General features: G+C 75.8%; 21 protein-coding genes. 9 read left to right on the forward strand and 12 right to left on the reverse strand.

What is annotated here, in order from left to right; translation table 11 throughout:
- Positions 1–67: 67 nt before the first annotated feature.
- Genes VGB14_07950 through VGB14_07965 form a run of 4 tightly spaced genes read left to right on the forward strand, consistent with a single transcriptional unit; the run spans position 68 to position 3,782 of the window.
- Positions 68–1,492 (forward strand): FAD-linked oxidase C-terminal domain-containing protein, encoded by a 1,425-nt coding sequence (locus VGB14_07950; protein HEX9992841.1) that lies wholly within the window; start codon positions 68–70, stop codon positions 1,490–1,492.
- Positions 1,483–2,382, forward strand: a complete 900-nt coding sequence (locus tag VGB14_07955) for an FAD-binding protein (protein ID HEX9992842.1) — start codon at positions 1,483–1,485, stop codon at positions 2,380–2,382. Before VGB14_07950 ends, VGB14_07955 begins: the two co-directional genes overlap by 10 nt.
- 10 nt (positions 2,383–2,392) lie before the next feature.
- A complete protein-coding gene (locus tag VGB14_07960) occupies positions 2,393–3,586 on the forward strand; it encodes a (Fe-S)-binding protein (protein HEX9992843.1) in 1,194 nt (397 codons plus the stop codon).
- Positions 3,576–3,782: a hypothetical protein gene (locus tag VGB14_07965; protein HEX9992844.1), complete on the forward strand. Its 207-nt coding sequence runs from the start codon at positions 3,576–3,578 to the stop codon at positions 3,780–3,782. The genes VGB14_07960 and VGB14_07965 overlap by 11 nt, the downstream gene beginning before the upstream one ends.
- Before the next feature lie 52 nt (positions 3,783–3,834).
- Here VGB14_07965 and VGB14_07970 read toward each other — a convergent pair whose 3' ends face one another.
- The gene (locus tag VGB14_07970; GenBank protein HEX9992845.1) at positions 3,835–4,950 is read right to left on the reverse strand and encodes a TIGR00730 family Rossman fold protein; all 1,116 of its coding nucleotides are present in this window, start codon (positions 4,948–4,950) and stop codon (positions 3,835–3,837) included.
- A gap of 43 nt (positions 4,951–4,993) precedes the next feature.
- Between VGB14_07970 and VGB14_07975 the strand changes: the two genes are divergently transcribed.
- On the forward strand, positions 4,994–5,173 hold the full coding sequence (locus VGB14_07975; GenBank protein HEX9992846.1) for a hypothetical protein: 180 nt from the start codon (positions 4,994–4,996) through the stop codon (positions 5,171–5,173).
- Between the two features lie 4 nt (positions 5,174–5,177).
- Here the strand turns inward: VGB14_07975 and VGB14_07980 are convergent, their stop codons facing one another.
- Complete coding sequence (locus tag VGB14_07980; protein ID HEX9992847.1) at positions 5,178–5,921, reverse strand: GNAT family N-acetyltransferase; 744 nt, start codon at positions 5,919–5,921, stop codon at positions 5,178–5,180.
- Positions 5,918–8,176 carry a 5-amino-6-(D-ribitylamino)uracil--L-tyrosine 4-hydroxyphenyl transferase CofH gene (gene cofH / locus VGB14_07985; GenBank protein ID HEX9992848.1) on the reverse strand — a complete coding sequence of 753 codons (2,259 nt, stop codon included), beginning with the start codon at positions 8,174–8,176 and terminating at the stop codon, positions 5,918–5,920. The genes VGB14_07980 and cofH overlap by 4 nt, the downstream gene beginning before the upstream one ends.
- Positions 8,177–8,315: 139 nt before the next feature.
- On the opposite strand from cofH, the gene VGB14_07990 reads away from it, so the two are divergent.
- Positions 8,316–9,497: an alkaline phosphatase PhoX gene (locus VGB14_07990; protein ID HEX9992849.1), complete on the forward strand. Its 1,182-nt coding sequence runs from the start codon at positions 8,316–8,318 to the stop codon at positions 9,495–9,497.
- Positions 9,498–9,504: 7 nt separating this feature from the next.
- On the opposite strand, the gene VGB14_07995 is transcribed toward VGB14_07990, so the two are convergent.
- Genes VGB14_07995 through VGB14_08030 form a run of 8 tightly spaced genes read right to left on the reverse strand, consistent with a single transcriptional unit; the run spans position 9,505 to position 16,648 of the window.
- Entirely contained in the window at positions 9,505–10,338 is an 834-nt protein-coding gene (locus VGB14_07995; protein HEX9992850.1) for an alpha/beta fold hydrolase, read from the reverse strand.
- Positions 10,335–11,009, reverse strand: coding sequence for a 6-phosphogluconolactonase (gene pgl / locus VGB14_08000; protein HEX9992851.1), 675 nt, complete (start codon positions 11,007–11,009; stop codon positions 10,335–10,337). Before pgl ends, VGB14_07995 begins: the two co-directional genes overlap by 4 nt.
- A 34-nt stretch (positions 11,010–11,043) precedes the next feature.
- Positions 11,044–12,138 carry a transaldolase gene (tal, locus tag VGB14_08005; GenBank protein HEX9992852.1) on the reverse strand — a complete coding sequence of 365 codons (1,095 nt, stop codon included), beginning with the start codon at positions 12,136–12,138 and terminating at the stop codon, positions 11,044–11,046.
- A gap of 2 nt (positions 12,139–12,140) precedes the next feature.
- The gene (tkt, locus tag VGB14_08010) at positions 12,141–14,120 is read right to left on the reverse strand and encodes a transketolase (protein HEX9992853.1); all 1,980 of its coding nucleotides are present in this window, start codon (positions 14,118–14,120) and stop codon (positions 12,141–12,143) included.
- The gene (locus tag VGB14_08015) at positions 14,117–15,310 is read right to left on the reverse strand and encodes an FIST N-terminal domain-containing protein (protein HEX9992854.1); all 1,194 of its coding nucleotides are present in this window, start codon (positions 15,308–15,310) and stop codon (positions 14,117–14,119) included. The genes tkt and VGB14_08015 overlap by 4 nt, the downstream gene beginning before the upstream one ends.
- 1 nt (position 15,311) lies before the next feature.
- Positions 15,312–15,698, reverse strand: coding sequence for a hypothetical protein (locus VGB14_08020; protein HEX9992855.1), 387 nt, complete (start codon positions 15,696–15,698; stop codon positions 15,312–15,314).
- Between the two features lie 32 nt (positions 15,699–15,730).
- Positions 15,731–15,856, reverse strand: a complete 126-nt coding sequence (locus VGB14_08025) for a hypothetical protein (GenBank protein HEX9992856.1) — start codon at positions 15,854–15,856, stop codon at positions 15,731–15,733.
- A 39-nt stretch (positions 15,857–15,895) separates the two neighbouring features.
- On the reverse strand, positions 15,896–16,648 hold the full coding sequence (locus tag VGB14_08030) for a fatty acid desaturase (protein ID HEX9992857.1): 753 nt from the start codon (positions 16,646–16,648) through the stop codon (positions 15,896–15,898).
- Positions 16,649–16,708: 60 nt separating this feature from the next.
- Between VGB14_08030 and VGB14_08035 the strand changes: the two genes are divergently transcribed.
- Positions 16,709–17,326, forward strand: coding sequence for a TetR/AcrR family transcriptional regulator (locus VGB14_08035; protein ID HEX9992858.1), 618 nt, complete (start codon positions 16,709–16,711; stop codon positions 17,324–17,326).
- On the opposite strand, the gene VGB14_08040 is transcribed toward VGB14_08035, so the two are convergent.
- Positions 17,310–18,815: a beta-N-acetylglucosaminidase domain-containing protein gene (locus VGB14_08040; protein ID HEX9992859.1), complete on the reverse strand. Its 1,506-nt coding sequence runs from the start codon at positions 18,813–18,815 to the stop codon at positions 17,310–17,312. The two genes, VGB14_08035 and VGB14_08040, sit on opposite strands and share 17 nt — an antisense overlap.
- An 18-nt stretch (positions 18,816–18,833) precedes the next feature.
- Between VGB14_08040 and VGB14_08045 the strand changes: the two genes are divergently transcribed.
- Both VGB14_08045 and VGB14_08050 read left to right on the forward strand, forming a co-directional pair.
- Positions 18,834–19,502, forward strand: a complete 669-nt coding sequence (locus VGB14_08045) for an acetate--CoA ligase family protein (protein HEX9992860.1) — start codon at positions 18,834–18,836, stop codon at positions 19,500–19,502.
- The coding region (locus VGB14_08050) for a CoA-binding protein (protein HEX9992861.1) at positions 19,486–20,884 on the forward strand (1,399 nt) is incomplete at its 3' end. The genes VGB14_08045 and VGB14_08050, both read left to right, overlap by 17 nt.

Here is a 20,884-nt window from a genome sequence, read left to right on the forward strand (position 1 = left end):
TCGACCTTCGGCACGGCGCCCCCGGGGGTGGTGGTCGCCGTCTGACCGCCGGTTACGGTTGGCGGCGATGGCTGACCCCGTCGTCGCCGACCTCCGGGCGGCGCTGGCCCCCGACCGGGTCAGGGACGCGCCGCTCGAGCTCGCCCTGTTCGGCCGGGACGCGTCGAGCATCCCGGCCGGCGACGCCGCCGTCGTGGCCTTCCCGCTGACGGCGGCGGAGGTGCAGGCCTGCGTGCTCGTCGCCCGCCGCCACGGCCGGCCGTTCGTGCCGAGGGGGTCGGGCACCGGCCTCGCCGGGGGCGCCGTGCCCGTCGGCCGGCCGGTCGTGATCGTCACCACGAAGATGACCCGGATCCTCGAGGTCGACCGCGAGTCGAGGGTCGCCTGGGTCGAGCCCGGCGTCGTCAACCTCGACCTCAGCCGGAGCCTGAGCCCGCTGGGCCTCCACTTCGCGCCCGACCCGTCGAGCCAGCAGTCCTGCACGATCGGCGGCAACGTGGCCAACAACTCGGGCGGCCCCCACTGCCTGGCCTACGGGGTGACCAGCGCGCACGTGCTCGCCGTCGAGGTGGTGCTGCCCGACGGGCGCATGGCCATGCTCGGCGGCCTCGACCCCGAGCCCCCCGGCTACGACCTGCGGGGCGCGTTCGTCGGCAGCGAGGGCACCCTCGGGATCGCCGTGCGCATCGCCGTGCGCCTCACGCCGGTGCCGCCGGCCGTGCGGACCCTGCTGCTCGACTACCACGACGTCGACTCGGCCGCCGCCACGGTGAGCGCGGTGATCGCGGCCGGGCTCTTGCCGGCGGCCATGGAGATGATGGACGCCCCGATCACGAGGGCGGCCGAGGCCTACGCGCACGCCGGCTACCCGACCGACGCGGCCGCCGTGCTGCTGGTCGAGGTCGACGGGCTCCCGGCGGGGGTCGACGCGGCGGCGGCGCGGGTGGGGGAGATCGGCCGGGCCTGCGGGGCCCGCTCGGTGCGGGTGGCGGCCGACCCGGCCGAGCGGGCGCTGCTGTGGAAGGGCCGGAAGTCGGCGTTCGGCGCGGTGGCCAGGATCAACCCGAACTACTACCTGCACGACACCGTGGTGCCGAGGACGCGGCTGGTGGAGGTGCTGCGCGAGGTGTACGGCATCGCCGAGCGCCATCGGCTCACCGTGCTCAACGTGTTCCACGCCGGCGACGGCAACCTGCACCCGCTCCTGTCCTTCGACGCCCGCGAGCCGGGGGTGATGGACCGGGTGCACGCGGCCGGGGAGGACATCGTCCGGGCGTCGCTCGCCGCCGGCGGCGTCCTGTCCGGCGAGCACGGCATCGGCCTCGAGAAGCGGGACCTGATGCCCGGCATGTTCTCCGAGGTCGACCTCGACGCCCAGGACCGCCTTCGGGCGGCGTTCGACCCCGACGGGGTGGCCAACCCGGAGAAGGTGCTGCCCACCGGGTCGAGGTGCGGCGACCTGCAACGGGTGCCCGCGGGCGCGTGGGTCTGAGCGACCTCGACCGCTTCGCCGCCGAGGTCGGCGACGAGGGGCCGGTGACGGTGGTCGGCGGGCGGACGGCCTGGGAGGTCGGCGGGCCGGTCGACCCGGCGGCCAGGGAGGTCAGGGCGCCGTGCGGGGTGGTCGCCTTCGAGCCGGCCGACCTGACCGTGCGGGTCGGCGCCGGGACGCCGGTCGCCGAGGTCGACGCCGCGCTCGCCGCGGCCGGCCAGGCCGTGGCCCTGCCCGACGGGCCGGGCGCGACCGTCGGCGGGGTGCTCGCCGTCGGCCGCAGCGGCGTGCGGCGGCTCGGCTGGGGGCCGGTGCGCGACGCGCTCCTCGAAGCCCGCTACGTGTCGGCCGAGGGCCGCCTGGTCAAGGCCGGCGGGCCGACGGTGAAGAACGTCAGCGGGTTCGACCTGTGCCGCCTCCTGGTCGGCTCGCTCGGCACGCTCGGCCTGATCGGTGAGGTCGTCCTCCGCACCCGCCCGCTCCCGGCCGCGTCGCGCTGGCTGGCCGGGCCGGCCGACCCGTTCGCGCTGCTCCACGCGCTCCACCGGCCGTCGTCGCTGCTGTGGGACGGCACGACCACGTGGGCCCTGCTCGAGGGCGACCCGGCCGACGTCGACGAGCAGGCGGCCGTGTGCGAGCGGGCGGGGATGGCCGACGCCGACGGCCCGCCGCCGCTCCCAGGGCACCGGTGGTCGCTGCCGCCCGGCGAGCTCCGGGGCCTGACCGGGCGGTTCGTGGCCGAGGTCGGCGTGGGCGTCGTCCACGCCGACGGCCCGCCGCCGCCCCGGGACCTCGACCCGGTGACCGTCGACCTGAACGAGAGGGTCAGGTCGAGGTTCGACCCGACCCGCCGTCTCAACCCCGGGCGCGACCCGCTGTCGGTGTCCTGAGGCCGCCGCTATGGTCCGCGCCCTGGCCCGCTCCACCATCGACCTCGGCGTCGACGACGACGACCTCGCCGCCTGCGTGGCCTGCGGCCTGTGCCTGCCCCACTGCCCGACCTACCGGGTGACGGGGGAGGAGCCGGCCTCGCCGAGGGGCCGGATCGCGGCGATGCGGCGGGTCCACTGGGACGGCGCCCCCGCCGACGACGCCTTCGTCGGCGTGATGGACGCCTGCGTGCAGTGCCGGGGCTGCGAGACGGCCTGCCCGTCGGCGGTCCCGTTCGGCCGCCTGATGGAGCACACGAGGGCCGCCCTCGCCGAGCACGTGCCGTCGTACCAGCCCTGGTGGTGGCGCCTCGCCTACCGGGTCCTCGGCCACCACCGCCTGCTCCTCGCGGGGTCGACCGCCGCGGCCGTCGCCCAGCGGGCCGGGCTGCCGCTGCCCCGCCGGGCCGGCCTGCCCGCCCGCCTCCCGGTCCGCCGGCCCCGCCTCCGCCCGAGCGGCGACGACGTCTGGCTGTTCACCGGGTGCGTGATGGACGCCTGGCTCCGCGACACCCACGCCGCCGTCCAGCGGGTGGTCGAGGCGGCCGGGGCCGGGGTCGCCCTCCCCGGTCCGGGGGCGGCGTGCTGCGGCGCCCTCCACGTCCACGCCGGCCTGAGAGAGGACGCCCGCCGCCTCGCCGAGCGGACCATCGCCGCCCTGCCCGGCGACGCCCCCGTCCTCGTCGACTCGGCCGGCTGCGGCGCGGCCCTGAAGGGCTACGGCGAGCTGCTCGGGACGGCGGAGGCCGAGCGGTTCTCGGCGCGGGTGCTCGACGTGTCGGAGTGGCTCGCCGGCCGGCTCGACCGGCTGCCGCCGGCCCGCCGCCGCCTGGCCGCCCGGGTGGCGGTGCAGGACCCGTGCCACCTGCGCCACGTCCAGCGGGCCCACGAGCCCGTCCGGGCCGTCCTGCGCCCGTACGCCGACCTCGTGGAGCTGGACGACGAGGGCCTGTGCTGCGGCGCCGGCGGCGCGTACGCCACGACCCACCCGGAGACGGCGGGCGCCATCCGGGACCGGAAGCTGGCCGCCGTCGCCCGGTCGGGGGCGGGGGTGGTGGCGAGCGCCAACCCGGGCTGCGCCCTGCACCTGGCGGCCGCCGGGCTGACCGTCCGCCACCCGCTGGAGCTGGTCGACGAGGCCCTCGGGCTGGCCGATGGCCGGTGAGTTCCAGGACGTCAGGTCCCGGCTGCTCGCCATCGCCGAGGAGCTGGCCGACCTGGCCATGGAGCGCCTCAGGGAGTCGATCGACGCCGGCGGCACCGAGCTCCCGGTCGACGAGCGCCGCCTGACGAGGGCCCGCCGGGCGGTGGAGAAGGCGGCCGCCATCCTCGCCGAGCCCGACGACGCCGACCTGGCCTGACCGCCCGGGCCCTCGAGCAGGGGCTCGCCGCGGTGCGGGCGCGCCGGCCTTGCTAACCGTCGAGGGGCTCGCCCTCGAGCATGGGCTCGGCGGCCGGGAGGGGCGGGCGGGGCTCCTCGCCCTGCGGGGCCGACGGCAGGTCGTTCAGCGCCCGGATGAGCCGGCCGAGGCCGCCCAGCCGGAAGATGTCGAAGCGCAGGACGATGCGGGGGAGGTCCACGTGGTCGTCGTCGGCGACCTCGGGCGGGAGCGGGCCGGTCCGCTCGATGCGGCCGTCGACGGCGAGCTCCCCGAAGCGCTCGGCCAGGCCGGCGACCTCCTCGTCGGTCGGCGCGGCGTGCACCCGCAGCACCAGCCGGTCCTTCACCCAGCGCAGCGAGTGGTAGTTGCGGTAGAAGCCGATCAGCTCGTCGACCGCGGTGGTGACGTCGTCGGTGATCGTGAACAGGTCGAGGTCGTCCGGGCTGACCAGCCGCCGGTGCAGCACCTCGTCGCGCACGAAGCGCTCCCACGAGCGCCAGTAGGTCCCGCCCGGCACCTCGAGCAGCACGATCGGGGCGGGCAGGGCCTTGCCCGTCTGGAGGAGCGTGAGCAGCTCGAAGACCTCGTCCAGGGTGCCGAAGCCGCCGGGGAGCGACACGAACCCGTGCGACTCCTTCATGAGCATCAGCTTCCTCGTGAAGAAGTACTTCATCGAGATGAGCTTCTCGTCGCCGGCGATGAACGGGTTCGGGTCCTGCTCCCAGGGCAGGCGGATGTTGACGCCGAAGGACTGCTCCCGGCCGGCTCCCTCCAGGCCGGCGGCCATGATCCCCGGCCCGGCGCCGGTGACCACCATCCAGTCCCGGTGGGCCAGCTCCCTCGCGAGGTCGCGGGCCTGGGCGTAGAGCGGGTCGCTCGTGTCGGTCCTCGCCGAGCCGAAGATCGTCACCTTCTTCGCCATCCGGTAGGGGGCGAAGGCCCGGTAGGCCATCCGCATCTCCCGCAGGGCGGCGCTCGCGATCTTCAGGTCCAGGCGGTCGGCCTCGTCGAGGGCGAGGCGCACGCCGGAGACGAGGATGTCGAACAGCACGTCCCGGTTGGCGCCCGCACCGGCCGCGTCGAGCAGCTCGTCGATGCGGCGGTCGAGGTCGGCGTCGCCGGTCCGGTACCGGGGTCGGTTGGCCATGGACCCGTCAGGATCGCACGCGCCGCGGGCGTACGGTGACCTCGTGCCCGACGATCCCCCCGCCGTCTGCTCCCGGTGCGGCCGGACGGCCGACGGCCCCGGCCTCCCGGTCGACTGGTCCTTCGCCACCGGCCGCCGGGGCCTCGAGCCGCTGTGCTCCGACTGCACGAGGACCAACCTCAGGGCCATCGAGGGCCGGCTGCCCGAGGAGTGGTGGGAGTGACCGGTCAGGTCGACCAGGTGCGGGACCGCCCGATCTCCCGGTAGCCGAGGCGGCGGTACAGCCGCATCGCCTGGTGGCTCGGCTGGAGGACGGCCGGGCGCTCGGGGTCGGCCAGGGTGGCCGTCCACGTGAGCGCCTCGCCGATGCCCCGCCGGCGGGCCCGGGGGAGCACGGCGACGGCGTACACGCCGACCACGCCGGCGCCGAGCCAGGACATGGCCGAGCCGACCGGGCGGCCGCCGAGCACGGCCAGCCACGCCGTCATCCCCGGCTCGTCGAGGAGGCCGGGCCCGTGGAGGGCGAGGGGCCGGTGGGCGCCGGGGTCGCCCCCGAAGGCGGCGACGCTGGTCGCCTCGAACCGGCGCAGGGTGGCCTCGTCCCTGACCGGCACGACCTCGAGGCCGGCGGGCGGGGACCGGCGCTCGGCCGGGGCGGGCGGGCCGGGCGGCCGCTCGAACCAGGGGGTGTCACCCTCCGGTGCCAGCCCGGCGCGCCGGAGGTCGAGCCCGCCCCACGTGTCGCACACCACCGAGCGGCCCGGGCCGTCGACCGCGGTCCGCACGGCGTCGACCTGGGCGGGCGACGGCGGCTGGACGGTGATGGCCTGGAAGTAGATGGGCGGGACCGGCCCGACGCCGTGCCACACCCCGTCCGTCACCGCCGTGCGCCGGCCCACCGCCCTGACCGAGGCGTCGTGCCACCCGGCGAGGTTCCCGGCCGCCCGCCCGAGCGGATCGGCGCCGCTCACACCGGCGACGCGACCCGCCCGTAGAGCGTGGTCCGCTGCTCCAGGGACCGGCCGAGCGGCTCGACCAGGGCCCGCAGCCCGGCCTCCTCGACCAGCTGGCCGTGCACGGCGCCGGCCGCCCGGGAGATGTTCTCGTCCATCAGGGTGCCGCCCAGGTCGTTGACCCCGGCCTGGAGCATCTGCGCGGCGCCGCCGAGGCCGAGCTTCACCCAGGAGGCCTGCACGTTCGGGATCCAGCCGTCGTAGGCGATGCGGCCGACGGCGTGCATGAGCAGCGCCTCGCGGAACGTCGGCCCCCGCCTGGCCTTGCGCTGGAGGTAGATCGGGGCGGCCATGTGCACGAACGGGAGCGGCACGAACTCGGTGAACCCGCCGGTCTCCTTCTGGAGGGCGCGGGTGACGACGAGGTGCCGGGCCCAGCTCCTCGGCTGCTCGACCGAGCCGAACATGATCGTCACGTTCGACCGCAGCCCGACGGCGTGGGCGGTGCGGTGGGCGTCCAGCCACTCCTGGGTGTCGACCTTGTCGGCGCAGAGGACGGCCCGCACCTCGTCGTCGAGGATCTCGGCCGCCGTGCCCGGCAGGGTCCGCAGGCCGGCGTCCATCAGCCGGCGCAGGTAGTGGTCGAGGGGCTCGCCCAGCCGTCGCGCCCCCTCGGTGACCTCGAGCGCCGTGAACCCGTGGATGTGGATGTCCGGGGCGACGGCCTTCACCGCCCGGGTGACCTCGAGGTAGTAGTCGCCGTCGAAGCTCGGGTGGATGCCGCCCTGGAGGCAGACCTCGGTGGCGCCCCGCTCGACGGCCTCGACCACGCGCCCCTGGATGTCCTCCAGCGTCAGCAGGTAGGGCGCGCCCCTGAGGTTCAGGGACAGCGGCCCCTTCGAGAACGCGCAGAACCGGCACTTGAAGGTGCAGACGTTGGTGTAGTTGATGTTCCGGTTGACGACGAAGGTGACCACGTCGCCCACCGTTCGGCGGCGCAGGTCGTCGGCCACCTCGCACACGGCGGCGACCTCCGGGCCCCTCGCCGAGAACAGGGTGACGAGCTCGTCCTCGCCCGCCTCGTGGCCCATCAGCACGCCGGCCAGGACCTCGCCGACGGCGCCGCCGGCCGACGCCGACGGGGCCGGGAGGACGATCGGCGCCGGTGTGTCCCCGCCCGACGCCCAGCGGTCGTCGCGGGCGAGGCCCTCGGCGTCGGACCGGTCGAGCACGGGGAAGCGCAGGGCCGGGTCGAGCCACCGCTCGGGGTCGAGCGCCCAGGCCGGGTGCACGGTCAGCCGGGGGGCGAGCGCGAAGCCCCGCGCCTCGGTCACCGACCGCAGCCGGTCGAGGGCCGGCCAGGGCCGCTCCGGGTTCACGTGGTCGGCGGTGACGGGCGAGACGCCGCCCCAGTCGTCCACCCCGGCGTCGAGGAGGGCCCCGAAGTCGTCGGACAGGTTGGGCGGCGCCTGCACGTGGACCTCGGGCGGGAGCACGAGCCGGGCGAGGGCGACGGCCTCGACGTACTCGTCGGCCGGGCACGGCGGCGCGGCGTGCATGGCCGTCCCGGGCTTCGGCAGGAAGTTCTGGACGATCACCTCCTGCACGTGGCCGTGCCGGCGGTGGGAGGCGGCGATGGCCTCCAGCGCGGCGAGGCGGTCGGCCCTGGTCTCGCCGATGCCGACGAGGATGCCGGTGGTGAACGGGATGCCGAGCTGGCCGGCCGCCTCGAGGGTGGCCAGGCGGCGGGCCGGCTCCTTGTCCGGCGCGCCGCGGTGGCAGGCGAGGTCGGCCCGCAGGGTCTCGACCATCATCCCCTGCGACGGCGCCACCGGCCGCAGGGCGGCCAGTTCGTCGGCGCTCAGGGCGCCGGCGTTGGCGTGGGGGAGCAGCCCGGTCTCGTCGAGGACGAGGCGGCACATGGCGACGAGGTAGTCGACCGTCGAGGCGTGCCCGTGCTCGGCCAGCCAGGCCCGGGCGACGGGGTAGCGGTCCTCGGGGCGCTCTCCCAGGGTGAAGAGGACCTCGTGGCAGCCGGCCTCGGCGCCGGCCGTGGCGATGGCGAGGACCTGCTCGGGGGTCAGGTAGGGAGCGTCGAGGCGGGCCGGGGCCTTGGCGAAGGTGCAGTAGCCGCACCGGTCCCGGCACAGCATGGTGAGGGGGACGAAGACCTTCGGCGAGAACGTCACCCTGGTGCCGTGGGCGGCGTCGCGGACGGCCCTGGCCCTGGCCGCCAGCTCCGCGGCCCCGAGCGCGAGGAGGTCCTCCGACATGGCGGCACCTTACCGGCGCCGCCCCGTCACCCATCCGGCGGGCGCCGTCGGGCGGGACGGGACCGCCCGCACCGGCACGGATCACCCGGATCGCCACCGGCGTGGAGGAGACGGCGGGGCCGACGGCCAAGCTTTGGACGTGGACCGACGACGCTTTCTCAAGTTCGCTGGGGCGGCGGCCGGCGCGGTGGCGCTCGGGCCCGCCTTCTGGGAGGGGACCTACGCGGCCGCGGCGCAGGGGCTGCTGGCGACGGGTGCCGGCCCGTACGGGCCGCTGCTCGCGCCCGACGCCAACGGCGTCCGCCTGCCGGCCGGCTTCTCGTCGCGGGTCGTGGCCCGGTCGCTCGAGGTCGTCCCCGGCAGCGACTACCCGTGGCACGTCTTCCCCGACGGGGCGGCGACGTTCGCCCAGCCCGGTGGCGGGTGGATCTACGTCGCCAACAGCGAGGCGCCGTTGGCCGGCGGGGCCGGGGCCATCGTGTTCGACGCCACCGGGACGGTCATCGGCGCCCACCGGGTGCTGTCGGGCACGAACATGAACTGCTCGGGCGGCCGCACGCCGTGGGGCACGTGGCTGTCCTGCGAGGAGCACGAGCTCGGGCGGGTGTGGGAGTGCGACCCGACGGGGGCGACGGCCGGCGTGGTCCGCCCCGCGCTCGGCACGTTCTGGCACGAGGCGGTGACGGTCGACCCGGTGGCCGGCGTGCTCTACCTGACCGAGGACCAGCCCGACGGGCGCTTCTACCGCTTCGTCCCCGACGCCTACCCGTCCCTCGACGCCGGCCGGCTCCAGGTGGCGTCGGTCGACCCCGTCGGCCGGGTCACGTGGCTCGACGTGCCCGACCCCACCGCCCTCACCGGCGGCCCCACCCGCCTCCAGGTGCCGGCGAGCACGGCGTTCGACGGCGGCGAGGGCATCTGGTTCGACAGCGGGCACGTGTACTTCACGACCAAGGGCGACGACCGGGTGTGGGACTACCTGACCGGGCGAGGCCAGCTGCGCGTGCTCTACGACGGGGCCGCCCACCCGGAGGCGCCGCTGCACGGCGTCGACAACCTGACCGTCACGGCCGGCGGCGACATCTACGTCTGCGAGGACGGCGGCGACCTCCAGATCTGCCTCATCACCCCGCAGCGGCGGGTGGCGCCGTTCCTCCAGGTCGTGGACCACCCCGGGTCCGAGCTGAGCGGCATCGCCTTCTCGCCCGCCGCCGACCGCCTCTACTTCAGCTCCCAGCGGGGCGGCGGCACCGGCATCACCTACGAGGTGACCGGCCCGTTCCGCCAGCCGGGCACGAGCAGCGGCGCCGTCGCCGGCTGAGGGGCGGTCAGGCCAGGAAGTCGACCAGCAGGCGGTTCAGCCGGTCGGGGGCGTCGATCGGCACCCAGTGGCTCGCCCGGTGCACCCGCTCGTAGCGGAACGGGCCGTCCACGTACCGGTCCGACCCCTTGATCTGGGGCTCCAGGCAGTGGTGGTCGCCGTCGCTCCATACCGCCATCACCGGGCAGCGCACCGGCGGCAGCTCCGGCCCGAGGCCGAGCGTGAAGGCCTGGGGCGGGATGTTGGCCCGGTACCAGTTCAACGCGGCCGTGAGGGCGCCGGGGCGGGACAGGTCGGCGACGTGGCGCTCGACGTCGCCGCCGCCGGCCCACTCGCGGAGGAGCCGCCAGTCGTCGGCCCGCAGGCCCTCCTCGGCGACCCCCTCGAACTGGAAGAAGAGCATGTACCAGCTCCGCTCCCGCTGCTCGAAGCCGCCGAGGGAGAAGTAGGCGGACGGGTGGCCGACGGAGATGGCGACCAGCCGCTCGACCCGGTCGGGCGCCAGGGAGGCCAGGGTCCAGGCCACGCCGGCGCCCCAGTCGTGGCCGACCACCCTGGCCCGGTCCACGCCGGCCTCGTCGAGCAGGGCGACCACGTCCATGAACACGAGCGGGATGGCGTACTGGTCCACGCCCTCCGGCCGGTCGCTCTCCCCGAAGCCCCGCAGGTCGGGGGCCAGCACCCGGTAGCCGGCGTCGACGAGCGCGGGCACCTGGTGGCGCCAGAGGTACGACGAGTCGGGGAAGCCATGGAGCAGGAGGACGGCCGGCCCCTCGCCGGCGTCCACCACCGAGAACGTCAGGCCGTTGGCCTCCACCCGCCGGGTCGGCAGCTCGGTCACTCGCCCTCCTCGCCGGCCGCGGCCGGGTCCACGATCCACACCAGCCGCTCGGCCCGCACCCGCCCGGCCGGGACGTCGTCGCCCCGCCGGACGGCCGCGAACGCCTCGCGCTTGGACTCGCCGGCCACCGTCACGAGCACCAGCCTGGCCCTGGCGATGCCGGCGAAGGTCAGGGTCATGCGGCCGTGGGGGTTGGCGCCGGTCGGGTCCTCGTTCATCACGACGAGCCGGCCCTCGTCGGCCTCGAGCGCGGGCGAGCCGGGGAACAGCGACGCCGTGTGCCCGTCCTGCCCGAGGCCGAGGTGGACGACGTCGAGCCGGCCGAGCTCGCCGACGCGCAGCTGGTAGGGGTCGGGCCCCTCCTCGCAGCGCATCGGGTAGTAGGCGTTGGCCGCGCCGACCCGGTCGAGCAGCGCCTCCCGGCCGAGCCGGAAGTTCGAGGCCGGGTGGTCGATCGGCACGCAGCGCTCGTCGCCCCAGTAGACGTCGACCTTCCACCAGTCGATGCGGTTGCGGCCCTCGTCGGCCAGCCGCTCGTAGCACCGCCTGGCCGTCTCGCCGCCCGAGAGGGCCAGCGAGAACGTGTCGCCGTCCTTGCCGGCGAAGGCCTCGATGACGCGCCGCGCGAACTCACCGGGCACGTCGTCGGTGCGGACGAGGTCGCCGTGCACGGCGGCACCCTACCGGCCGCCGCGACGGCGCTTCTCAGCCGTTCCGCAACCGGTCGGCCTTGTCCCCGAGCGTGGTCATCAGCTCGTCGAAGGACTTGGCGAACGACGCCACGCCCTCCTCCTCGAGCACCCGCCCGACGTCGGCCACGTCGACGCCGACCTCGCCCAGCCGGTCGAGCGTGGCGGTGGCCTCGTCGACGCCCCGGTCGACCGTCCTCGCCAGCCGGCCGTGGTCGATGAAGGCGTCGAGGGTCGCCTCCGGCATGGTGTTGACCGTGTCCGGCCCGATCAGCTCGTCGACGTAGAGCGTGTCCGGCAGGGCCGGGTTCTTGGTCGACGTCGACGCCCACAGCGGCCGCTGCACCCTCGCGCCCCTCGCCGCCAGGGCGTCCCACCGCTCGCCCGAGAACGTCGACAGGAACGACTGGTAGGCGAGCTTGGCCTGGGCGACGGCGGCCCGGCCCCGCAGGGCGAGGGCCTCGTCGGTGCCGACGGCCTCGAGCCGGCGGTCCACCTCGGTGTCGACCCGGCTGACGAAGAACGAGGCGACGCTGTGCACCTTCGACAGGTCGCCGTCGTAGGACTCCAGGCCGGCCAGGTAGGCCTCCATCACGTCCACGTAGCGCTCGAGGCTGAAGATCAACGTCACGTTGATGTTCCGGCCCTCGGCCACCATCTGGCGGATGGCCGGCACCCCCTCGGAGGTGGCCGGGATCTTCACGAACAGGTTGGGCTCGGCGATGCGCTCGTGGAGGTCCCGGGCGGCGGCGATGCTGCCCTCGGTGTCCCTGGCCAGCTCGGGGGCCAGCTCGACGGAGACGAACCCGTCGACCGGCATGTCGTCGTGGACGGGCCGCAGGATGCGGAGCGCGTCCTCGATGTCGGTGACGACGAGGTCCCAGTAGGCGTCGTCGACGGACGTGCCCCCGGAGACCAGGTCGCCGAACTGGTCGTCGTAGTCGGCGCCGGCGGCGATCGCCTTCTGGAAGATCGTGGGGTTGGACGTGATGCCCCGCACCCCCCGCTCGACCCAGCGCTCGAGCTCGCCGCTCGTGATCCAGCCCCGCTTCAGGTTGTCGAGCCACGGGCTCTGTCCGTGCTGGCGGCAGAGGTCGTGCAGCTTGGTCATCGTCAGTCCTCCAGGTCCTCGAGCAGGGTGCGGGCCCGGTCGGCCACGTGCTCGGCGGTGAAGCCCAGGCGCTCCAGCACCACCTTGCCCGGTGCCGACGCCCCGAACCGGTCGATGCCGACGCAGTCGTCGGCCCAGCGGTCCCAGCCGAAGGTCGCCGCCGCCTCGACGGCCAGGGTCGGCACGTCGGCCGGCAGCACCCGGTCGTGCCAGTCGTCGCCCTGCTCCTCGAACAGCTCCCAGCACGGCATGGAGACGACGCGGACGGCGATCCCGTCCTCCCGCAGCAGCCGGGCGGCGCCGAGGCACACCGACACCTCGCTGCCCGTGCCGATCAGCACGAGGTCGGGCTCGCCGCCCGACGGGTCGTCCTCCAGCACGTAGGCGCCCCGCAGCACGCCCTCGTTGCCGGCCGTGCCCGGCAGCACGGGCACGTTCTGGCGGGTGAGGACGAGCGCGGTCGGCCCGTCCCGGTCGACGGCGACCCGCAGGGCCTGCGCGCACTCGTTGGCGTCGGCCGGGCGCATCACCCGGATGCCGGGCATGGCCCGGAGGGAGGCGAGCTGCTCGACGGGCTGGTGGGTGGGGCCGTCCTCGCCGAGGCCGACCGAGTCGTGGGTCCACACGTGGATGACGTGCGCGCCGGCCAGCGCGCCGAGGCGGACGGCGCCCCTGGCGTAGTCGCTGAAGTTGAAGAACGTGCCCCCGGCCGGCAGGACGCCGCCGTGGTAGGCCATGCCGTTCATCACTCCGGCCATGCCGTGCTCGCGCACGCCGAAGTACAGCTGGCGGCCGGCGGGGTGCTCGGCGCTCTGCTGCTCCTGGTCGTCGAGCTTGGTGCCGGTGTTGCCGGTGAGGTCGGCGCCGCCGGCGACCAGGCCGGGCACCACGTCGAGCACGGCCGAGAAGCACGCCTGGATCGACTTGCGGGTGGCGAGCGACTCGCCCGCCTCCCAGGTCGGCAGCTTGGCCTCCCAGCCGTCGAGGCCGCGGCCGACCAGGCAGGCGTCGAGCTCGGCCCGGTCGCCGGCGAAGCCGTCCATCCGCCGCTCCCACGCCTCCCGCTCGGCCCGGCCCCGGCGCCCCAGCTCGAGCCAGTGCTCGCGGACGTCGTCGGGCACCCAGAACGTCTCGTCCGGCGGCAGGCCGAGGACCTCCTTGGTCCTGCGCACCTCGTCCTCGCCGAGCGGGTTGCCGTGGGCGTGCTCGGTGTCGGTGTAGGTCGGGGAGGGCCAGCCGATGTGGCTGCGCAGGATCAGCAGCGACGGCCGGTCCTCCACGGCCATGGCCGCCCGCAGGCCCTGCTCGAGGGCGTCGACGTCGTTGGCCACCTCGCCGAGGTGCTCGACGTGCCAGCCGTAGGCCTCGAACCGGCGCCCGGCGTCGTCGGACAGCGACAGCTCGGTCGGCCCGTCGATCGAGATGTGGTTGTCGTCGTAGACGTAGACGAGGCGGCCGAGGCCGAGGTGGCCGGCGAGCGACGCCGCCTCGTGGCTGATCCCCTCCATGAGGTCGCCGTCGGAGCAGATCACGAACGTATGGTGGTCGCACACGTCGGGGCCGAACCGGGCCCGCAGCCAGCGCTCCGCGATCCCCATGCCGACCCCGTTGGCGAAGCCCTGGCCGAGCGGCCCGGTCGTGACCTCGACCCCCGGGGTGTGGTGGACCTCGGGGTGCCCCGGCGTCCTGCTCTCCCACTGCCGGAAGGCCCTCAGGTCGTCGAGGGAGAGGTCGTAGCCGGTCAGGTGGAGCATCGAGTAGAGCAGGATCGAGGCGTGGCCGGCCGAGAGGACGAAGCGGTCGCGGTCGGGCCACTCGGGCGCCTCGGGGTCGTAGCGCATGACCCGGCCCCAGAGCACGTAGGCGAGGGGGGCGAGGGCCATGGCCGTCCCCGGGTGCCCGGAGTTGGCCTTCTGGGGGGCGTCCATGGCGAGGCCCCTGATGACGTCGATGGCCCGCTGCTGCACGCCGGGGTCGGTCATGGCGCCTCCTCGGTGGGCTCGGTGGGCTCGGTGGGCCGGGTGGGCCCGGCCGGGTCGGAGAACAGGGCGACCGAGGCCGTGTAGCCGTGGACGAAGTTGCGGCCCCCGACGGGGCCGAGCTCGCCGGCGCAGAACATCCCGGCCGACGCGCCGGCCGTGGTCACGTGGCGGGCGACGAGGCCGGCGTCGTGGTCGGGCACGCCGAACAGCCCCATGCCCCGCCCGTTGCAGGTGAACACGAGCGCGGCGTCGGCCGAGCGCCCGGCCAGCAGGGCCCGCAGGTCCTCGTCGGCGGCGCCCGCATCCCGCACCTGGAACTGGACCGTCGAGCCGACCTCGACCTGGTCGCCGACGGCGATGGCGCCGGCCTCGCGGTCGGCGCCGAGCACGGCCCTGATCAGGAAGTCGCCCCGCTCGAAGTCCGTCCGGCGCTCGTCGATGACCCGGCCGACGTGGATGCCGCCGGCGGCGAGCGGGCGCTCGTCGGCGGGCAGGGCGGCGACGGCCTCCCGCAGCCGGTCGAGCGCGGGGCGGCCGCCCAGCTCGTAGACGACGTTGCGCTCGGCCCTCGTCACCGTGAGGGGCTGGCCGATGGGCCGGCACCCCTGGGAGACGACCGCGGCGACCGGCACCGATCGGTCGAGCAGGGCGCCGACGGCGCCGTCGGTGAAAACCCGGTCGTCGAGGACGAGGCGGTTCCCGCCCGGGCCCCGCGCCGCCGACGCCAGCCCACCGACGACGGTCAGGCCGGGGGCCAGCTCGGTCAGCCGGTCGAGCAGGCGGTCGGCCGGGAACGAGTACGGGTCGGGGACGAGGAGCAGGGTGGCGGCCCGGCCGGCCTCCTCGGGCATGCCGACGACGGCCGGGCCCCGGTCGGTGTCGACGGTGGCGAGGCGCACGGGCACGGGCCGGGACGGCAGGCGCGCCGCCCACAGGCTCACGCCGGGGTGCTGCTCGACCTCGCGGCTGCCGCCGAGCACCGACACGGCCGTCGCCCCGAGCAGCACGCCGGGCCGGAGGGCGGTGCGGACCACGCCGGCGATGTCCTCGATGGCGCCGCCGTGGGCCTCGGTGACGAACAGGACGGCGAGGTCGGGCTCCTCGCCGATGGCCTCGAGCACCGTGCCGACCACCTCGCCGACGGCGTGGGCCCCGGACGGGTGCTCGGAGAGCGCGGCGGCGAAGGGCACGTCAGGCGGCCGGGGGCAGGAGGGTGAAGGGCACGACGGTGGCGGGGCCGAGGTCGATGCGGCAGTGGGCCTCGACGGTGCCGTAGTCCTGGAAGTCGAGCTCGGCGCGCACGAGGCGGTAGTTGAACTTGCCCGGCTCGACGACGAGGGGCTGGACGTTGCGGGCGACCTGCTCGCCGTCGCGGCGGTAGACGACCTCGAGCGCGGCGTCCGGCCGGTCGGCCGGCGGGCAGTGCACGACCACGACGAGGTGGGGGGCGACGGTGACGGGGGCCGGGCCGGGCGCCGCCATCGAGAAGTGCACGCCGCCGAGGTCGATGCGGGTCGACGGCCCCGCGACCTGGCGGAGGTCGATCGTCTCGACGAACAGCGCGGCGACGATGTGCACGCCCGGCACCGTACCCCGGCCCGGGGGCGCCCCTACTGGGCGTCGGTCGGGCGGTCCGCGCCGCCCTCGGCGGGGACCTCGGGGTCGCCCTCGGACGGCTCGCGGCCCGGCTCGTCCTCGGTCGGGCCCGGCTGCTGGGTGGTGCCCTGGTCGCTCATGGGCGGCGGGGTACCCGGCCGCCGGGCGCGGGAACCGGCTCAGGCGGCCACCGGCTCCTTCAGCCGGGGCCGGTCGTGGCGCACGGTCGCCCACCCGGCCCGCTGGAACAGGCGGATCACCCACCAGCCGGGGTCGATCTCGCCCTTCGTGAACGCCAGCTTGGCCGAGGTCGGGGCGGCGTGGTGGTTGTTGTGCAGCCCCTCGCCCGAGGTGAGCAGGGCCAGCCACTGGAGGTTGGTCGCCGTGTTCGGGTGGGGCCGGCGGCCGAACGTGTGGGTGATGGCGTTCACGGCGGCGTTGAGGGCGAGGTAGGCGACGGCGTGGACGCCGGCGGCCAGCAGGCCGGCGAGCGGGCCGAGCACGACGACCAGGAAGGCGATGCCGATCGACAGGCCCAGCCAGGCCCGGTCGAACAGCAGCCGGTCCCACGTGTCGGCCGGCAGGTCCCTGGCGTAGCGGGCGACCTGGTCGGGGTCGGTGGCGACGGCCCGGTAGAGGCCCACGTTGTCCACCTGCACGCGCTTCCAGCCGAGGAGGACGGGGGAGTGGGGGTCGCCCTCGACGTCGGTGTAGGCGTGGTGCTTGCGGTGGACGGCGACCCACTGGCGGGGCCGGATCCCGGTGGTGACCCAGATGAGCACCCGGAACACGCCGGCCAGGCCGGGCGCCAGGGTGACGGCCCGGTGGGACAGGGCCCGGTGCAGGTAGATCGTCGTGAACAACGTGCCCAGCTGGGCCGTGGTGAAGCCGACGACGAGGGCGAGCAACGCGAGCGACATGGTGCGGTCCACCTTACCTACCTACCGGTCGGTAGAAACGTTCCGGACCTTCTGTGGATACCCTGCGCAGCGATGACCCAGACGCCGACCGTGCCGACGACGCGGGAGTCCATCCTGGTCGAGGCCCGTCGGTGCTTCGCCGAGCACGGCTACGAGGGCACGTCGCTGAACGACATCGCGGCGCGCGTCGGCATCCGCCGGCCGAGCCTCCTCCACCACTTCACGTCGAAGGAGGCCCTGTACCGCGAGGTGTTCGAGCGGGCGCTGGCCGACTGGACGACGAGGGTCGAGGACGCCGTGCGGGGCGACCGGGAGGGGTGGACCCAGGTCGACCACGTCATCACCGCGGGGTTCCGGTTCTTCATGGAGAACCCGGACTTCGTCCGCCTGGCCCGGCGGGAGGCGCTGGACGGCGGCACCCACCTCGGGCTCGACCTCGGCGCCGCCCTCCGCCCGCTGTTCCGGCGGGCCGTCGAGTACTTCGAGCGGGAGATGACCGCCGGCCGCTTCCGCCGCCACGACGCCGAGCAGCTCGTGCTCACCGGGTACGGCGCCCTGCTGACCTACTTCAGCGACCTGCCCTTCCTCGAGCACCTGCTCGACCGGGACCCGCTGTCGGCGGCGGCGATGGACGCCCGCATGGACCACGTGCGGGAGTTCTTCCGGGCCGCCCTCACCCCCACGTCGTAGGTTCGCCGAGCGGCGGGCCGGCCGGCGGGCGCACCAGGGTCGCCACCTCGCCGCAGCGGGCCAGCGCGGTCGCCCCGGGCGGGACCCGGAACGTGCCGTCCTCGCCCACCTCGACCGGCTCCTCGTCGGTCGTCACCACCGGCGCCTCGGGCGGGGCCATGCCCTCGACGGCCCGGAAGGCGAGGCGGACGAGGGCGTCGACGGCGTTGCGGTCCTCCAGGAGCGCGCCGGGCAGGAACGCCCACCGGCCGTCGGCCCGCTGCCCGAGCGCCGGCTGGACGGCCCGGCGCACGCCCATCACCTGGGGCTCGGACCGGCGCAGGGCCGGCCACTCGTGCAGGAGCGCGAAGGCGTGGCGGGCGGCGGCGTCGTCGTCGGGCGGCGCCACCCGCCCGGTGCCGTCGGCGGCGAGGGTGACGACCGGCCGGGTGGCCTGGAGCAGCAGCAGGGCCTCGGCCGCCACCGCGGCCTCCCGGTGGACGGCGGCCAGCCACGGGCCGACCTCGTCCTCCAGGCCGGGCGCGGCGCACGCCGCCGCCGCGGCCAGCCAGCGGCCGAGCGGCGCGGCCGCCTGCTGCCAGCCCGGCCCGTCCACCGCGCCGGCGAGGGACTGCACGAGGGCGGCGGGGACGGCGCCGTCGCAGGCCTCCGCGAACGTGCGCAGGTCGCCGGCCTCGGCCAGCCAGGCGGCGACCGGGTCCTCGCCCCGCAGCCAGGCGGCGGCCGACGCCAGCGGCAGCAGCGACGCCCGGGGCTGGACCATCGGGTTGGCCAGGTAGCCGCAGCAGGCGTCGGCGAGGGCCGGGTCCCGGCCCCACAGCGGCCCGAGGTGCAGGCGGTCGGCCATCAGCGCGTCGTTCACCGGGTAGTTGTCCCAGAGCAGCGGCGCCCGGCCGCCGAGCGCGGCCGCCCTGGCCCGCGCCTGGGCCGCCGTCACCCGGTCGTTGACCACGGCCTCGCCGGTCCAGGCCACCGGCACGTCCTCGGGCACCCCCTCGGCGATGGCGGCCAGGTACGGGGTGGCCGACGTGCCCGCGTACTCGGTGGGCACCAGCACGAGCGTCGCCCGCCCGGCCAGGTGCTCGGCCAGCCCGGCCGCCAGGCGGGCGTGGCCCGGGCCGGCGTCGGGCCGCCAGGGCAGGTCGTCGAAGGCCAGGCACACGAGGTCGACGCCGGTCGCCACGACCTGGTCGACCTTGGCCGCCAGCGCGGCCCGGTCGTCGGCCGACGACCCGTCGACCGACAGCCCCGGCGAGATGGCGAAGCCGACCCGCACCCCGCTGTCGGCCACGAGCCGGGCGAACCCGTCGAGGTCGGCGGCGTCGTAGGGCTCGCGCCAGCGGTCGCGGTGCCGGGGCTCGGACTTCGGCGCGTAGACGTAGTCGGTCATGCCCCGCTCGGCGCAGTGGCGGAGCACGAGCAGCCGCTCGTCCCAGGTCCACGGCCGGCCGTAGAACCCCTCGATCAGCCCGCGGACGGCCCACGCCACGGTCGATACCGTACGGGCGTGCCGGGCCCAGCCACGAGGACCCTCTCCGAGGCGGACTCGAAGGCCCTGCTCTCGGCGTTCGGCGTGCCCATCCTGGAGGAGCGCCTCGCCGCCACCCCGGACGAGGCGGCCACCATCGCCGGCGCCATGCGCTTCCCGCTCGTCGCCAAGCTGTGCGGGGCCGGCATCGCCCACAAGACCGAGCGGGGCCTCGTCCGCCTGGGCCTCGGCGACCCCGACGCCGTGCGGGCCGCGGCCGCCGACCTGCTGGCCGCCGCCCGGCCCGAGGACGGCGAGGTCGACGTCCTCCTCGCCCCCCAGGTGAAGGGCAGCCGGGAGCTGATCGCCGGCCTGTCCAGGGACCCCCAGTTCGGCCCGGTCGTGATGCTCGGCGTGGGCGGCGTGCTGGCCGAGGCGCTCGGCGACGTCGCCTTCCGCCTCGTGCCGATCGACGAGGCCGACGCCGAGGAGCTGGTCGACGACCTGCGCACCCGGGCGCTGCTCGGGCCGTTCCGGGGCGAGCCGGCCGTCGACCGCGACGCGCTGGTCACCGTGCTGCTCGGCCTGTCGCTCGTGGCCGAGGTGACGCCGACCCTGGTGTCGGCCGACGTCAACCCGCTGGTCGTCGTGGACGGGGCGCCGGTGGCGGTCGACGCCCTGGTGGAGCTCGATGCCCCAGCCGGCTGAGCGCTTCCGGGCGCTGTTCGAGCCGAGGGGGGTGGTGGTCGCCGGCGCCTCGACCCACCCCGGCAAGTTCGGCTTCGTCACCCTCCACAACCTCCTCGCCGCCGGCTACCGGGGCCGGGTGCTCGCCACCAACCTCGACGGGGCGCCGGTCCTCGGCGTCGAAACGGCCCGGTCGGTGGACGACCTGCCGGCCGGCGAGGCCGACCTCGTCGTCGTGTGCACGCCGCCGGCCGCCGTCCCCGCCGTGCTGCGGTCGAGCGCGGCGAAGGGCATCACCGCCGCGTTCGTGACGACCGCCGGCTACGGCGAGGCCGGCGAGGACGGGCGGCGGGCCGAGGCGGAGCTGGTGGCACTGGCCGACGGCCTCGGGATGCTGCTGGCCGGCCCGAACGGGCAGGGCGTGGTGTCCACGCCGGTGTCGCTCTGCGCCCAGATCGTCGCCCCCTACCCGCCGGCCGGCCGCATCGGCGTCGCCAGCCAGTCCGGCAACTTCGTGTCCTCGTTCCAGAACTGGGCCGTGCAGACCGGGGTCGGCATCAGCAGGGCGGTGAGCGCGGGGAACGCGGCGGCCGTCACCGTGGCCGACTACCTCGACTGGTACGCGGACGACCCGGCGACGGCCGTCGGCCTGGCCTACGTCGAGGGGGTGGCCGACGGGCGGGCGCTGTACGAGCGGCTCCGGTCGGTGTCCGAGCGGATGCCGCTGGTCCTCGTGAAGGGCGGGGCGACGGCCGGCGGGCAGCGGGCCGCGGCCAGCCACACCGGGTCGCTCGCCACCGACGACCGGGTCTTCGACGGGATGTGCCGCCAGGCCGGGGTGACGAGGGCGGCGACGGTCGAGGAGGCGTTCGACGTGGCCGCCACGTTCGCCACCCAGCCGCTGCCGGCTGGGCCGAACGTGGCCGTGGTGACGACGGCCGGCGGATGGGGGGTGGTGACGGCCGACGCCGTCGCCCGCAGCGGGCTCCGGCTCCTGCCCCTGCCCGACGACCTCCGGGCCGCGATCGACGAGCGGCTGCCGCCCCGGTGGAGCAGGAACAACCCCATCGACCTGGCCGGCGGCGAGACCAGGGACACCATCCCCGAGGTGCTCGACCTCGTCACCCGGCACCCCGACGTGCACGCCGTGGTCCACCTGGGCCTCGGCATCCAGTCGAACCAGGCGAGGCTCATGCGGCGCGGCCCGTTCTGGCCCGACCACGGCCTCGAGCGGATCGTCGCCTACCACGAGCGCCAGGACGCCCGCTTCGCCGAGGCCGCCGCCGAGGTCTCCGACGCCACCGGCAAGCCGATCCTCACGGCGACCGAGCTGGCCGTCGCCGACCCGGCCAACCCCGGCCCGGCGACGGTCCGGGCCACCGGCCGCCTGTGCTACTCGTCGG

The organism is Acidimicrobiales bacterium (genome assembly GCA_036399815.1).
Taxonomy (GTDB): Bacteria; Actinomycetota; Acidimicrobiia; order Acidimicrobiales; family DASWMK01; genus DASWMK01.

Excerpts from the sequence above, each read along its gene's own strand:
- VGB14_08025 (HEX9992856.1), bottom strand. The coding sequence starts at position 15,856 with ATGAGCGACCAGGGCACCACCCAGCAGCCGGGCCCGACCGAGGACGAG.
- tal (HEX9992852.1), bottom strand. The coding sequence starts at position 12,138 with ATGACCAAGCTGCACGACCTCTGCCGCCAGCACGGACAGAGCCCGTGG.
- tkt (HEX9992853.1), bottom strand. The coding sequence starts at position 14,120 with ATGACCGACCCCGGCGTGCAGCAGCGGGCCATCGACGTCATCAGGGGC.
- VGB14_07950 (HEX9992841.1), top strand. The coding sequence starts at position 68 with ATGGCTGACCCCGTCGTCGCCGACCTCCGGGCGGCGCTGGCCCCCGAC.
- VGB14_07970 (HEX9992845.1), bottom strand. The coding sequence starts at position 4,950 with ATGGCCAACCGACCCCGGTACCGGACCGGCGACGCCGACCTCGACCGC.
- cofH (HEX9992848.1), bottom strand. The coding sequence starts at position 8,176 with ATGTCGGAGGACCTCCTCGCGCTCGGGGCCGCGGAGCTGGCGGCCAGG.
- VGB14_07960 (HEX9992843.1), top strand. The coding sequence starts at position 2,393 with ATGGTCCGCGCCCTGGCCCGCTCCACCATCGACCTCGGCGTCGACGAC.
- VGB14_07965 (HEX9992844.1), top strand. The coding sequence starts at position 3,576 with ATGGCCGGTGAGTTCCAGGACGTCAGGTCCCGGCTGCTCGCCATCGCC.
- VGB14_08035 (HEX9992858.1), top strand. The coding sequence starts at position 16,709 with ATGACCCAGACGCCGACCGTGCCGACGACGCGGGAGTCCATCCTGGTC.